The organism is Streptomyces sp. NPDC060198 (genome assembly GCF_042728415.1).
Classification (GTDB): Bacteria; Actinomycetota; Actinomycetes; order Streptomycetales; family Streptomycetaceae; genus Streptomyces.
In genome coordinates this window covers 15,141-28,216 of sequence record NZ_JBHWZJ010000052.1, presented here as the reverse complement: position 1 = coordinate 28,216, position 13,076 = coordinate 15,141, and the positions used below count along the sequence as shown (strand labels likewise).

The window sequence follows — 13,076 nt, the reverse complement described above, 5'->3', positions numbered from 1 at the left end:
CCTCACGGTGTCGGCGCCGGCACACCGGCCGCGCCTGACCCCGGCCGGTGCTCGTCCTCCCGCCGCTCACCTTCCGGTGCTCGTCCTCACCGTGCTCAACCCCCCGCCGCGAGGGCCTCGGAGAGCTCCTTCGCGGTCTGCTGGAGGATCGGGACGATCCGTTCCGTCGCCTCCTCCGTGACCCGTCCGGCAGGGCCCGAGATGGAGATCGCGGCGGCCGTGGGGGAGTCGGGCACGGCGACGGCGAGACACCGGACCCCGATCTCCTGCTCGTTGTCGTCGATGGCGTAGCCGGTGCGGCGGACCTGCTCCAGTGCTTCGAGGAAGCCGTCCGGGGTGGTGATCGTCTTCTCGGTGACGGCCGGCATCCCGGTGCGCGCCAGCAACGCCCGTACCTCCTCGGGTGACGCGGTCGCGAGCAGCGCCTTGCCGACGCCGGTGGAGTGCGGCAGCACCCTGCGGCCCACCTCGGTGAACATGCGCATCGAGTGCTTCGACGGGGCCTGCGCGACGTACACCACCTCGTCGCCGTCGAGCAGTGCCATGTTCGCGGTCTCGCCCGTCTCCTCCACCAGATGCTGGAGGTAGGGCCGCGCCCACGTGCCGAGCAGCCGGGAGGCCGATTCGCCCAGGCGGATCAGCCGGGGACCCAGCGCGTAGCGGCGGTTGGGCTGCTGACGTACGTACCCGCAGACCACCAGGGTGCGCATCAGACGGTGGATGGTGGGGAGCGGCAGGCCGCTGGTCGTGGAGAGCTCGCTCAGACCCACCTCGCCCCCGGCGTCGGCCATCCGCTCCAGCAGGTCGAAGGCACGCTCCAGGGACTGCACCCCGCCGCTGGAACCGGCGGTCTTGGGGTCGGAAGTGCTGGCGTCGGACGACGGCACGTCAACGGTCCTTTCGAAGCGGGAGGCAAGGTAGCAGCGTACCGGGAGGGTCGCGTTCCGCGCACTGGTCGTGGCAGGGTGTATGTGCCGGTCAGGGGCTGTTTCCCGCCGTCGCGGCCGGGCCCCGCGAGCTTCCCGTGTGCCTCCGCCCGCTCCGTGAGCATTCCGAGATTCGGAAGCCTGATTCTGTTTCACGGAAGTTTCGGCCCGTTCTCGCATTCCCTCCCGAGAGGACGCGGGCGCGGCGCTCCGGCGGAGGAGAGGTCTTGACGGAGGGGAACCCCGCATGAAGACTCCCCGCAGAGAGCCCCTTCAACAGTTCGTTGAATTCGCCGAAGGACCGCCGAGGTCGTCCCGGCGCGAGCAAACGGAGCGAGGAGTACGGGTGTTCGGTGCGGATGTGCGGAAGGACCTGAACGCCGAGGGGAGGACCCCGGCCGGCCCGGCCCCGGATCTGATGCTGCGCTCGACCCGGGTCGTCACTCCGAGAGGAACCCGCCCCGCCCTGGTCGCGGTCTCGGCCGGACGGATCGAGGCGGTCCTGCCCCACGGTGCCGAAGTGCCGCCGGACGTCCGGCTGGAGGAGCTCGGCGACCTGGCTCTCCTCCCCGGTCTCGTGGACACTCACGTCCATGTCAACGATCCCGGCCGGACCGAGTGGGAGGGGTTCTGGACAGCCACCCGGGCGGCGGCTGCCGGCGGCGTCACGACCCTCCTCGACATGCCGCTCAACTCCCTCCCCCCGACCACCACCGTCGGGCACCTGAGGACCAAGCAGCTGGTCGCAGCCCCCAAGGCGCATGTGGACACCGGCTTCTGGGGCGGTGCGGTCCCGGCGAACGTCAAGGATCTGCGCCCGCTCCACGAGGCCGGGGTCTTCGGCTTCAAATGCTTCCTCTCGCCTTCAGGCGTCGAAGAGTTCCCGCACCTGGACAGGGAAGGGCTGGGGCGTTCGATGGCCGAGATCGCGGGCTTCGGCGGTCTGCTCATCGTCCATGCGGAGGACCCCGGCCACTTGGACGCGGCACCGCAGCAAGGCGGCCCCGTCTACGCCGACTTCCTGGCCTCGCGCCCCCGGTCATCCGAGAACGCCGCGATCGAGGGGCTGATCGCCCATGCGAAACGGCTGGACGCCCGCGTCCACGTCCTGCACCTCTCGTCCGGCGACGCGCTGCCGCTCATCGCCGCCGCCCAACGCGAGGGCGTACGCGTCACCGTCGAGTCCTGCCCGCACTTCCTCACCCTCACCGCCGAGGAAGTGCCGGACGGGGCTACCGAGTTCAAATGCTGCCCGCCCATCCGGGAGGCGGCCAACCAGGACGCGCTGTGGCAGGGGCTCGCCGACGGGGTCATCAGCTGCATCGTCTCCGACCACTCGCCGTGCACCACCGACCTGAAGACGCCCGACTTCGCCTCCGCCTGGGGTGGCATTTCCTCTCTCCAGCTGGGGCTCCCCGCCATCTGGACCGAGGCCCGCCGACGCGGCCACTCGCTCGACGACGTGGCGCGCTGGATGTCCACCGGCCCCGCCCTGCTCGCCGGATTGCACCGCAAGGGCGCCATCGAGCCGGGCCGCGACGCCGACTTCGCCGTGCTCGACCCCGAGGGCACCTTCACCGTCGACCCGGCGGCCCTGCACCACCGCAACCAGGTCACCGCCTACGCGGGCCGGACCCTGCACGGAGTCGTCACGTCGACCTGGCTGCGCGGTGAACGGATCGTCCACGACGGTGTGTTCGCTGAACCCTCCGGCCGCCTGCTCGAAAGGAACCACTGACCATGACGGAGTCCGCCCCGCCGCGCTGGACCGGAGACGCCCTCCCCTACACGGGAGGCGATCCGTACGCCGACTACCGCACCCCGGGTCCCGCCGGTTTCCCCTTCGGCCACCTCGTGGACCTGGCCGGACGGCAGCTCGGCGCCGGGGTGATCGCCGCCAACGACGAGTTCTTCGCGGAGCGGGAGAACCTGCTGAAGCCGGGCCCCGCCGTCTTCCACCCCGAACGCTTCGGGCACAAAGGCAAGATCATGGACGGCTGGGAGACCCGCCGCCGACGCGGAGCGAGCGCGGACCGCCCGCACCCCGAGGACGAGGACCACGACTGGGCGCTGGTACGGCTCGGTGCCCCCGGCGTCGTGCGGGGACTGATCGTCGACACCGCCCATTTCCGCGGCAACTACCCCCGTGCGGTCTCCGTGGAGGCCACCTCCCTGCCCGGCTCGCCCTCGCCCGAAGAACTGCTGGCGCCCGACGTGAAGTGGACGACGCTGGTGCCCCGTACGGAGATCGCCGGCCACGCGGCCAACGGCTTCACGGTCGACGCCGGGCAGCGCTTCACCCACCTGCGGGTCAACCAGCACCCCGACGGGGGCATCGCCCGGCTCCGGGTCCACGGCGAGGTCGCGCCCGATCCCACCTGGCTCACCGCCCTCGGCACCTTCGACCTGCTGGCACTGGAGAACGGCGGCCGGGTGGAGGACGCCTCGGACCGCTTCTACTCCCCGGCCACCAACAGCATCCAGCCCGGCCGCTCCCGGCAGATGGACGACTGCTGGGAGACCCGCCGCCGCCGGGACCGGGGCAACGACTGGATCCGCTACACACTGCCCGCGCAGGCGGAGATCCGGGCGGTGGAGATCGACACCGCCTACCTCAAGGGCAACGCCGCCGGTTGGGCGACGCTCTCGTTCAGCGACGGCCCGGCGGGAGCTGACGGCGACGGCGAGGCGTGGACCGAGTTCCTGCCCCGGACCCGCCTCCAGCCGGACACCAACCACCGGTTCGTCCTGGAGACCCCGGTACGCGCCACCCGCGTGCGCATCGACATCTTCCCGGACGGCGGAATCTCCCGGCTGCGCCTCTTCGGCTCCCTCACCGAGGCCGGGGCACGCCGGCTGGTGGCCCGTCACCACGAACTGGGCGGCTGAGCCGGCCGGCCGCACGCACGGAAGCGGAGGCGGTGGGCGTGGACCGGTGTGCCCGAAAGGTTCGTTACGGGGCGATATGCCACCCTGGTCGCGGTGCCGCCGGGCCTCCGACGCCCGGCGGCCCGTCACCGTACGCCCCTACCAGGAGCAGCCATGATCTTCATCGCCGTCAAGTTCACCGTGCTCGTCGCCGAACGCGACAACTGGCTCCCCGCAGTGGAGGAGTTCACCGTCGCCACCCGCTCCGAGCCGGGAAACCTGTTCTTCGACTGGTCGTACAGCGTGGAGAACCCCAACCAGTTCGTGCTGCTCGAAGCCTTCGCGTCGGCCGAGGCGGGCCAGGCGCACGTGAAGTCCGCCCACTTCCAGGCCGCCCTCAAGACGATGTCGTCCTTGGTCGCCGAGATTCCCGAGATCATCAACGTCGAGGTCCCGGGCGAGGGCTGGTCCCGGATGGCGGAGGTGACACCCGTCAACCGATGACGGGTACGCGGCGGGGCGTGCGGGCACCCGGAACCCCGGGCGCTTCCGCCGGCTTTCGCGTCGGGGGCCACAACGCCTCGGGCGCTACCACCGGTTGCGCGCCTCCTCCGCCCAGCCGACCAGCCCGTCGAGATCCGTCCTCGTCCCGTCGTCGGTCATGGCCCAGCCGCTGAAGGTGCCGAAGCACTGGTGCGTCTCGTTCGCGACGACCAGCAGGTCCGTCCGCCCGCGCTTCTCGTGGAACGGACGGAACCACACGTCCACCCGCTCTCCGGCGATGTGCCACGGACGCATCCAGTCCTGCCGGTCGTAGCTCCAGCGGAGTTCCTCACCGATCTTGTGCAGACGGCCGTCGACGAACAGGGCGTTCTCGGTGCTGCCGGTGCCGTCGGTCCACTCGCCGCCCAACTGGAGCGCGCGCCCCGGAGCCGCGCCCGCCGCCCAGTTCCACCGAACCGCGTACGGCCACTTGCCGCGCCCGTGATCCAGTACGGCGAACGCGTCCGGGCCACCCACCTCGTAGCTCCGCCCGTGCACCGACAGCGTGCCGTGCACCGGGCGGCCGACGTCCTTGACGGTGTACTGGAACCGCTTGTCGCTCCACGGAACGACCACCCCGAGCGCTTCGTGCCCCTCGGGCAACGGCACTTCCACGTCGAGGCGCACCCCGGGCGCCGTCGCGCGGATCGTGGTGCCGTCCGGGGCCTGCGCGATTCCGATCTCCAGCTTGCCGGCCCGCACCGAGACCTCGCCCTCGCCGCTGCGCGCGGGCAGCACCGTGCCGCGGGCCAGTGGTGCCACCACGTCGGTGCTGTGCTCGACGCCCGTCGCCCGGTCCAGTACGTAGAGCCCGTGCACGCCCGCGTAGTCCAGCGACGACACGACCAGCCCGACCACGTGGTCCGGTGTGACGATGCCCCAGTACTCCCAGCGCTTCCTCCTGCCCCAGCCGCGCAGGTTGGCGGTGTGCAGGGGGCGTCGGGTCCAGCCGACCGCCGCGGGGTTCAACCGTCCGTCGGGGCGGCAGAGCTCGACGGGGGACGTCAGCTCGGTCTCATGCGTCATCCGCGCAGGATAGAGCCCCCGGGCTCCGCGTCATCCGTACGATCAGAACTCCTCGTGGTCGTCCGGGTCGCCGCCGAACCGGTGCTGGTCTCCCGAGCCGATCCGGTCCATCTGGTCCGGCGTCAGCTCGAAGCCGAACAGGTCCAGGTTCTCCCGCTGCCGCCCGGGGTCCGCCGACTTGGGGATCGGTACGACCCCCAGCTGGGTGTGCCAGCGCAGGACCACCTGGCCGGGCGTCACCCCGTGCTCGCGGGCGATGGCCACGGTCTCCGTCGCCTCCAGCACCTCGCGGCCGCGCGCCAGCGGACTCCAGGCCTCCGTGACGATGCCCTTCGCCTCGTGCACCTCCCTCAACTCGTCCTGGGGAAGCAGCGGATGCAGCTCGATCTGGTTGACCACGGGCAGCACGCCGGTCTCCCGCTCCAGCCGGTCGAGTTGCGCGGGGGTGAAGTTGGAGACGCCGATGGAGCGGATCAGCCCGTCCTCGCGGAGCTTGATCATCGCCTTCCAGGTGTCCACGTACTTGTCCACCCGCGGCAGCGGCCAGTGGATGAGGTAGAGGTCGACGTACTCGACGCCGAGCGCGGCCCGCGACTCCTCGAAGGAGGCCAGCGTCTCCTCGTAGCCGTGGTGGCGGCCCGGCACCTTGGTGGTGACGGTGATCTCCTCGCGAGGCACGCCGCTGCGGGCGATCCCGCGTCCGGTGCCGCGCTCGTTGCCGTAGTTCTTCGCCGAGTCGACGAGCCGGTAACCGAGGCCCAGCGCCCCGGCGACGGCCTTCTCCGCCCCGTCGTCGTCCAGGGGATAGGTGCCCAGACCGACCGCGGGGAGGCTGCGGTGGTCGAGGAGGGGTAGCTGAGGGACGGCGCTCATGATCGTCCTTTCGGTGATCGGTACGTCCGTGACCCGTATGTCCATGATTCGTGATCTTGAATCCGGGACTCGTACCGGTGCCGCCAGGGTAGGGCGCCCGGTGGCTGTGGGCAGGTCGCAGGGGGAGAGGCCGCGTGCGGGACGGGGGAGCGGCGCACGGGGGCGGGGCGAACGGGTGACCGCGGCCCGGAAAGCGGGTTCCGCGCGGGAGTGACGCCCGGTAGCGTGAGCCGGTCGGTGTGCGAGCCAGCGAGGTCTCCACGCTTGTTTCCCGTCGTGGAGAATCCAGGAGTACCAGGTGTCCGCTGTCGCCGTGCCCGCCGTCGCCCCGTCCCGCCCCGCCTGGTCGACCGACCTGCCCGTTCTGGCGGTCGCCGTCGTCTGGGGATCGAGCTACCTCGCCGCCAAGGGCATCACCACCCCGCAGACCGTCGTCGCGGTCCTCGTCCTGCGCTTCGCGGTCGTGCTGCCCGTCCTGGCCGTCGCCGGAGCACGCGGGCTCCGGGCCCTGACCGCGGCCCAGTGGCGGGGCGCGGGGCTGCTCGGGCTGATCCTCAGCGGGATCTTCCTGCTGGAGACGTACGGAATCGTGCACACCTCGGCCACCAACGCCGGTCTCATCATCAGCCTCACCATGATCTTCACCCCGCTCGCCGAGTCGGCGGTCACCCGCACCCGCCCGACCGGCCGCTTCCTCCTCGCCGCCGGGCTCTCGGTCGTGGGCGTGGTGCTGCTGACACAGGGCGGAGGGTTCACCAGTCCGTCCGGCGGTGACCTGCTGATGCTGCTCGCCGCCCTCGCCCGTACGGTCCACGTCCTTGCGATGGCCCGGATCAAGGCCGTCCAGTCGGCCGACTCGCTCCCCCTGACCACCGTCCAGCTCGGCAGCGCGGTGGCCGTCTTCGCCGTTCTCGCCGCCGTGCCCGGTACCGGCACCGCGCCCTGGGCGGTGGCCGCCGGCTTCGGTGCGGGGGAGTGGGCCGGACTGCTGTTCCTCGCGGCCTTCTGCACGCTCTTCGCGTTCTTCGTGCAGATGTGGGCGGTCCGGCGCACCTCGCCGTCCCGGGTCAGCCTGCTGCTGGGTACGGAGCCCCTGTGGGCCGCCGCGGTCGGCATCGCGATCGGGGGCGAGCGGCTCGGGATGCTCGGGGCGGTGGGCGCCGTACTGGTGCTGGCCGGGACGGCCTGGGGGCGGCGCGGCGCACGGGTCTGAACCGGCCATGTGCAGCCGCGTCCGGGACCAGGAGGGTTGGACCGCCCAGCAGTGAGGTAGGGGACTCGCGCGGGGGCGGGGCCGCCCCCGCCGCAGTCACGCGTCGGCTACGGTCCGCACCCGGTCGACGCGGCCGGACCTCCGAAAGGAACCGCAGTGACCACCGAAGCGATACTGGATCTCGGCGCACTGGGCGAGGCGTTCACCCGGGACCCGTACCCCACTTACGCCGAACTCCGCGCCCGGGGACCGGTCCACCGGGTGGTCCTGCCCGGCGGAACGCCCGCCTGGCTCGTGGTGGGGTACGAAGCCGGGCGCGAACTCCTCGCCGACCAGAGGCTGTCCAAGGAGTGGGGGAACGCCTCGCCGCTCCTCGACCTCCACCAGATGACGGCCGGAAGGTCGATGCTCAGCTCCGACGCCCCGGACCACACCCGGCTCCGCAAGCTGGTCAGCCGCGAGTTCACCCCGCGCAGGATGGAACAACTCGTCCCGCGCGTACAGGCCATGACGGACGATCTGCTGGAGGCGATGCTGGCGGAGCCCGACCGTCGCACCGACCTCGTCGACGCGCTGTCGTTCCCGCTGCCCATGGCCGTGATCTGCGAACTGCTCGGCGTGCCCGACATGGACCGGGTGAGCTTTCGGGAGTGGTCCAACACCGCCCTCTCCTCCACCGACGCCGAGGCGCGCCGCTCCGCCGTCACTTCGATGAACGCGTACATCGCCACGATGCTCGACGACAAGCGGGCGAAGCCTGGCGACGACCTGATGAGCGCGCTGATCCACACCGCGGACGAGGAGGGGGACCGGCTGTCCGGTGACGAGCTGGCAGGCATGGCCTGGCTGTTGCTCGTCGCCGGACACGAGACCACCGTCAACCTCATCACCAACGGGGTGCTCCATCTCCTCGCCCATCCGGACCAGTTGGCTGCCCTGCGCGCCGACCCCGGGCTGCTCGGCAACGCGGTGGAGGAGATCCTGCGCTACGACAGCCCCGTCGAAACCCCCACGTTCCGCTTCACCACCGGGCCGCTCGATGTCGGTGGCTCCGTGATCCCGGGCGGCGGCGAACTCGTCCTCGTCGCGATGGCGGACGCCAACCGGGACCCGGCCCGCTTCGAGGGTGCGGAACGATTCGACATCACCCGCGACGCGCGCGGCCACATCTCCTTCGGCCACGGCATCCACTACTGCCTCGGCGCACCGCTCGCCCGCGTCGAGGCGAGGGTGGCGATCGGCTCGCTGCTGGCGCGCTGTCCCGGACTGCGGCTGGACACCGGTCCGGAGCGGCTCGTCTGGCGTACCGGGATGCTGATCCGGGGCCCCGAGCACCTGCCGATCGCCTGGTAGCCGCTCCGGGGGCCGGTCAGCCGCAGGGGATCTCGGTGAGCGCCACCGGGCGCCGCTCCCGCCGCGAGCGCTCGCACGCCTCGGCGATCCGCAGTGCCGCCAGGGCCTCCCGGCCGTCGCACGGATTGCCCGCCCGGCCCGCCGCCAGCCGGACGAAGGCGTCGAGCTCGGCCTCGTACGCCGGGGCGAACCGCTCCAGGAAGCCGGGCCAGGCCTTCAGCGGGGCGTCCGGGCCCCCCGGCTCGACCGAGGTGAGCGGGGCGCGGTCGTCCAGGCCCACGGCGATCTGGTCCAGCTCGCCCGCCAGCTCCATCCGTACGTCGTACCCGGCGCCGTTGCACCGGGTCGCCGTGGCCGTCACCAGGGTCCCGTCGTCCAGGGTCAGCAGGGCGGCGGCCGTGGACACGTCTCCCGCCGCGCGGAAGGCGGCCGGGCCCGCGTCCGACCCGGTGGCGTACACCTCGGTCACCTCGCGGCCGGTCACCCACCGCACCATGTCGAAGTCGTGGATGAGGCAGTCGCGGAAGAGCCCCCCGGAGAGCGGGAGATACGCGGCGGGCGGTGGGGCGGGATCGGAGGTGACGGCGCGCACGGTGTGCAGCCGGCCGAGCCGCCCCTCGCGGACCGCCTCGCGCGCCGCGAGGTACCCCGCGTCGAAACGGCGCATGAACCCGAGCTGGAGGACCGACCCCGCCGCCTCCACCTCCGCCAGCGCGGCCAGTGTCCCCGGCAGGTCCAGAGCGATCGGCTTCTCGCAGAACGCGGGCAGCCCGGCACGGGCCGCACGGCCGATCAGACCGGCGTGGGCGGCGGTGGCCGACGCGATCACCACCGCGTCCACCCCTCCGGCGAAGACCTCGTCGACCCCCACCGCCGTCGCTCCGGTACGGGCCGCCGCGGCCGCCGCGTGGGCGGGATCGGCGTCCGCCACGACGAGTGAACCCACCGCCGGATGACGGCTGAGCGCCTCCGCGTGGAATGTTCCGATACGTCCCGTTCCGACCAGTCCGATACGCATGGCCTCACCGTGGCGTCCGCCCTGTCGCCGTGTCAAGCATGTACAGAGGGCCGGACCCGCCCCGGTAGCCCCCCGCGACCTGGGAATTCGCCGGTGCGCCCGCGCGACACATTCATTTGCCCGGGCCCTGCCGGGTGCCGCCCGTCGAACCTCGGGGATACTTGGGCAGCCGGGCCGGGACTCCACACGTCCGCGGCGCACCAGACGGCACAGTGAGCGGCACAAGAAGGGCACGGCTTCGTGGCAAGGGTTCGGACAGGGGTACGCGCGATGGGCGCCGTGCTGGCAGTGGTGCTCGGGGCCTCCCTCGCGGGTTGCAGCAGCACCGGCGGCAGGCGGGCGGAGGAACGCGCGGCAGCGTCCCGGGCCGCCTCCGAGGGTCATTCGGCCGTGAACACGCCCCGCTGGACGTTCGCCATGATCACCCATTCGGGTGATGGCGACACCTTCTGGGACATCGTCCAGAAGGGCGCCCAGGAGGCGGCCGGCAAGGACAACATCAACTTCCTGTACTCGCACAACGACGAGGCGCAGCAGCAGGCGCAGCTCGTCCAGGCCGCGATCGACAAGAAGGTCGACGGGATCGTCGTCTCGCTCGCCAAGCCGGAGGCGATGAAGGACGTCGTCGCCAAGGCGACCAAGGCCGGCATCCCGGTGATCACCGTGAACTCGGGCTCCGCCGAGTCCAAGGCCTACGGCGCGATCACCCACATCGGCCAGGACGAGTCGATCGCCGGCGAAGCGGTCGGCGACGAGCTGAACGCACGAGGCCGCAAGAACACCCTCTGTGTCCTGCACGAACAGGGCAACGTCGGCCACGAGCAGCGCTGCGCCGGTGTGAAGAAGAACTTCGACGGCAAGACCACCAACCTCTACGTCGACGGCACCAACATGCCCGACGTCCAGGCGTCCATCGAGGCGAAGCTCCAGACCGACAAGAGCATCGACGCCGTCGTCACCCTCGGCGCCCCCTTCGCCGACGCCGCCGTCCAGGCCAAGAAGTCCGCAGACAGCGACGCCGAGATCGACACCTTCGACCTGAACGCCAAGGTCGCCGCCGGACTCAAGGCCGAGACCCTCGGCTTCGCCGTCGACCAGCAGCCCTACCTCCAGGGCTACGAAGCCGTCGACCTGCTCTGGCTCTACCGCTTCAACCGCAACGTCCTCGGCGGCGGCCAGCCCGTCCTCACCGGCCCGCAGATCATCACGGCCGCCGACGCCGACGAACTCGCCGAGTACACCGCCCGGGGTACCCGATGACGGGAACCCGACAGCCCACGGCCCCCGCCCCGGCGCCGGGCGGGGCCGACGAGCGGCTGCTGCGCACCTCACCGCTGCGCAGGCTCCTCGGCCGTCCCGAACTCGGATCGATCGTCGGCGCCCTCGCCGTCTTCCTCTTCTTCGCCGTGGTCGCGGACAGCTTCCTCCAGCTGTCCAGCTTCGGCACCGTGCTGTACGCGGCCTCGACCATCGGGATCATGGCCGCGCCGGTCGCGCTGCTGATGATCGGCGGCGAGTTCGACCTCTCGGCCGGCGTCATGGTGACCAGCTCGGCGCTGGTCTCCTCGATGTTCAGCTACCAGATGACGGCCAACGTCTGGGTCGGTGTCTTCGTCTCGCTGCTGGTCACCCTGGGCTTCGGGGCGTTCAACGGCTTCATGCTGACCCGGACGAAGCTGCCGAGCTTCATCATCACCCTCGGCACCTTCCTCATGCTGACCGGACTCAACCTCGGCGTCACCAAGCTCATCAGCGACACGGTGTCGACGAAGGCGATCGGTGACATGTGGGGGTTCGACTCCGCCCACGCGCTCTTCGCCTCGCAGCTCACGCTCGGGGACGTCGAGCTGAAGGTGACGATCCTCTGGTGGGCGGGCCTGGTCGCCGTCGCCACCTGGATCCTGCTCCGTACCCGCTTCGGCAACTGGATCTACGCGGTCGGCGGCGACGAGAGCGCGGCCCGCGCGGTCGGCGTCCCGGTGATCCGTACCAAGATCGGCCTCTACCTCGGGGTGGCGTTCGCCGCCTGGGTGTCCGGTCAGCACCTGCTCTTCAGCTACGACGTGGTCCAGTCCGGTGAGGGCGTGGGCAACGAGCTGATCTACATCATCGCGGCCGTCATCGGCGGCTGCCTGATCACCGGCGGCTACGGCTCCGCCATCGGCTCGGCCGTCGGCGCGATCATCTTCGGCATGACCAGCAAGGGCATCGTCTACGCCGAGTGGAACCCGGACTGGTTCAAGTTCTTCCTCGGAGCGATGCTGCTCCTGGCCACCCTGCTCAACGCATGGGTACGCAAGCGCGCGGAGGCGACGACATGACGGCCCCGGACGGCCGGGCGACAGCCCCCCAGGCGCTGGTCCAGCTCGACCACGTAGCCAAGTTCTACGGCAGCATCAAGGCCCTCACCGACGTCTCGCTGGAGGTCCACGCGGGCGAGATCACCTGCGTGCTCGGTGACAACGGCGCAGGCAAGTCCACCCTCATCAAGATCATCGCCGGACTGCACCGGCACGACGAGGGCGTCTTCCGGATCGACGGCGAGGAGACCACCCTCGCCAACCCCCGCGACGCCCTGGACCGGGGCATCGCCACGGTCTACCAGGACCTCGCCGTCGTCCCCCTCATGCCGGTCTGGCGCAACTTCTTCCTCGGCTCGGAGCCCACCGTCGGCGCCGGCCCGTTCAAGCGCCTGGACGTCCGGCTGATGCGCGAGACGACCCGCGCCGAGCTGCTCCGCATGGGCATCGACCTGCGCGACGTCGACCAGCCGATCGGCACCCTCTCCGGCGGCGAGCGGCAGTGCGTGGCCATCGCGCGAGCCGTCCACTTCGGCGCCAAGGTCCTCGTCCTGGACGAGCCCACGGCGGCCCTCGGCGTCAAGCAGTCCGGAGTCGTACTGAAGTACGTCGCGGCGGCGCGGGACGCCGGACTCGGCGTGGTCCTCATCACGCACAACCCGCACCACGCCTACCTCGTCGGCGACCGGTTCGTCCTCCTCAAGCGCGGCGCGATGGCCGGCAGCCACACCAGGACCGACGTCACGCTCGACGAGCTGACCCGGCAGATGGCGGGCGGCAGCGAGCTCGACGAGCTCAGCCACGAGCTGGAGCGCGCGCCCTCACCGACCTCCATCGGCGGCCACCCGGTGGACGACGACACCGAGTGACGCGACGGCCGAGCCGCCTCGGCGAGAACCGTCGAGGCGGCTCGGGGCGGACGGCAGTGGCAGAATCGACCGAGGTGGACGCCGTCC

General features: G+C 71.3%; 12 protein-coding genes. 8 read left to right on the top strand and 4 right to left on the bottom strand.

Annotated elements, in window-relative coordinates; all coding sequences use genetic code 11:
- Positions 1-95 precede the first annotated feature (95 nt).
- The gene (locus tag ACFWEP_RS10145; RefSeq protein ID WP_387368409.1) at positions 96-887 is read right to left on the bottom strand and encodes an IclR family transcriptional regulator; all 792 of its coding nucleotides are present in this window, start codon (positions 885-887) and stop codon (positions 96-98) included.
- Between the two features lie 457 nt (positions 888-1,344).
- On the opposite strand from ACFWEP_RS10145, the gene allB reads away from it, so the two are divergent.
- The 3 genes from allB to ACFWEP_RS10130 all read left to right on the top strand — a co-directional run bounded on the left by allB (position 1,345) and on the right by ACFWEP_RS10130 (position 4,298).
- Positions 1,345-2,664 (top strand): allantoinase AllB, encoded by a 1,320-nt coding sequence (allB, locus tag ACFWEP_RS10140; RefSeq protein ID WP_387368413.1) that lies wholly within the window; start codon positions 1,345-1,347, stop codon positions 2,662-2,664.
- Positions 2,665-2,666: 2 nt separating this feature from the next.
- A complete protein-coding gene (gene alc / locus ACFWEP_RS10135; RefSeq protein ID WP_387368407.1) occupies positions 2,667-3,815 on the top strand; it encodes an allantoicase in 1,149 nt (382 codons plus the stop codon).
- A 153-nt stretch (positions 3,816-3,968) separates the two neighbouring features.
- Positions 3,969-4,298, top strand: a complete 330-nt coding sequence (locus ACFWEP_RS10130) for a putative quinol monooxygenase (protein ID WP_387368405.1) — start codon at positions 3,969-3,971, stop codon at positions 4,296-4,298.
- A gap of 84 nt (positions 4,299-4,382) precedes the next feature.
- Here the strand turns inward: ACFWEP_RS10130 and ACFWEP_RS10125 are convergent, their stop codons facing one another.
- The gene (locus tag ACFWEP_RS10125) at positions 4,383-5,363 is read right to left on the bottom strand and encodes a DUF2804 domain-containing protein (protein WP_387368403.1); all 981 of its coding nucleotides are present in this window, start codon (positions 5,361-5,363) and stop codon (positions 4,383-4,385) included.
- Between the two features lie 42 nt (positions 5,364-5,405).
- Entirely contained in the window at positions 5,406-6,236 is an 831-nt protein-coding gene (locus ACFWEP_RS10120) for an aldo/keto reductase (protein ID WP_387368401.1), read from the bottom strand.
- A gap of 298 nt (positions 6,237-6,534) precedes the next feature.
- Here ACFWEP_RS10120 and ACFWEP_RS10115 point away from each other — a divergent pair, with 298 nt between their 5' ends.
- Both ACFWEP_RS10115 and ACFWEP_RS10110 read left to right on the top strand, forming a co-directional pair.
- Positions 6,535-7,449 (top strand): DMT family transporter, encoded by a 915-nt coding sequence (locus ACFWEP_RS10115; RefSeq protein ID WP_387368399.1) that lies wholly within the window; start codon positions 6,535-6,537, stop codon positions 7,447-7,449.
- A gap of 156 nt (positions 7,450-7,605) precedes the next feature.
- The gene (locus ACFWEP_RS10110) at positions 7,606-8,802 is read left to right on the top strand and encodes a cytochrome P450 (protein ID WP_387368397.1); all 1,197 of its coding nucleotides are present in this window, start codon (positions 7,606-7,608) and stop codon (positions 8,800-8,802) included.
- 16 nt (positions 8,803-8,818) lie between these two features.
- Here the strand turns inward: ACFWEP_RS10110 and ACFWEP_RS10105 are convergent, their stop codons facing one another.
- On the bottom strand, positions 8,819-9,820 hold the full coding sequence (locus ACFWEP_RS10105; RefSeq protein ID WP_387368395.1) for a Gfo/Idh/MocA family oxidoreductase: 1,002 nt from the start codon (positions 9,818-9,820) through the stop codon (positions 8,819-8,821).
- A 270-nt stretch (positions 9,821-10,090) separates the two neighbouring features.
- Between ACFWEP_RS10105 and ACFWEP_RS10100 the strand changes: the two genes are divergently transcribed.
- The 3 genes from ACFWEP_RS10100 to ACFWEP_RS10090 are packed head-to-tail and all read left to right on the top strand — an operon-like array spanning position 10,091 to position 12,989.
- The gene (locus ACFWEP_RS10100; RefSeq protein ID WP_387368411.1) at positions 10,091-11,080 is read left to right on the top strand and encodes a substrate-binding domain-containing protein; all 990 of its coding nucleotides are present in this window, start codon (positions 10,091-10,093) and stop codon (positions 11,078-11,080) included.
- Positions 11,077-12,141, top strand: a complete 1,065-nt coding sequence (locus tag ACFWEP_RS10095) for an ABC transporter permease (protein ID WP_387368393.1) — start codon at positions 11,077-11,079, stop codon at positions 12,139-12,141. The genes ACFWEP_RS10100 and ACFWEP_RS10095 overlap by 4 nt, the downstream gene beginning before the upstream one ends.
- Positions 12,138-12,989 carry an ATP-binding cassette domain-containing protein gene (locus tag ACFWEP_RS10090; protein WP_387368391.1) on the top strand — a complete coding sequence of 284 codons (852 nt, stop codon included), beginning with the start codon at positions 12,138-12,140 and terminating at the stop codon, positions 12,987-12,989. The genes ACFWEP_RS10095 and ACFWEP_RS10090 overlap by 4 nt, the downstream gene beginning before the upstream one ends.
- Positions 12,990-13,076 lie beyond the last annotated feature (87 nt).